Here is a 471-nt window from a genome sequence, read left to right on the forward strand (position 1 = left end):
TATCCTAGCCCTGATATTTATATAAATGGAAAACTGTTAAATGGCAGCGGGAGTGGCGGAGACAAAAAAATAAATGAATACACATATACATTTTTCTCAAATGTAGATTTAAAAGATGATGAAATGAGTCCTCTAGAAATTCGTGGAGAATGTGATATACAAGTTGTATATAGGGATATCTCTTTAAAAGAGGGGAATTCAACATGGAAAGGAGAATGGGGCTTTTCCTTCAAAGCATCTGGAGATAAATTAAAAGCTGAAACGAAAACAATTCCAATTCATAAGCATTTTAAATTAGAAAATGGTCAAAAAATAGAAGTGGAAAATTTAAAAGTGTCTCCTATATCTACAAAGTTGAACTATAAGATGTTGAATGGAACAAAGGTAGATGTAACATTTATCGGGAAGGATCAAGATGGTAAAGAGTTAAAACTAGATTCTGGCCTTACATTATCAAAAAATAGTTATTGG

General features: G+C 31.6%; 1 protein-coding gene. It reads left to right on the top strand.

All coding sequences use genetic code 11. From position 1 onward, the window contains the following. A partial coding sequence (locus MR079_RS28400) for a DUF5643 domain-containing protein (protein ID WP_242295089.1) occupies positions 1 to 471 on the top strand: 471 nt, incomplete at both ends.

Origin of the sequence: Bacillus cereus group sp. BfR-BA-01381, from assembly GCF_022663555.1 — a bacterium.
In the GTDB taxonomy this organism is placed as follows: Bacteria; Bacillota; Bacilli; order Bacillales; family Bacillaceae_G; genus Bacillus_A; species Bacillus_A pacificus.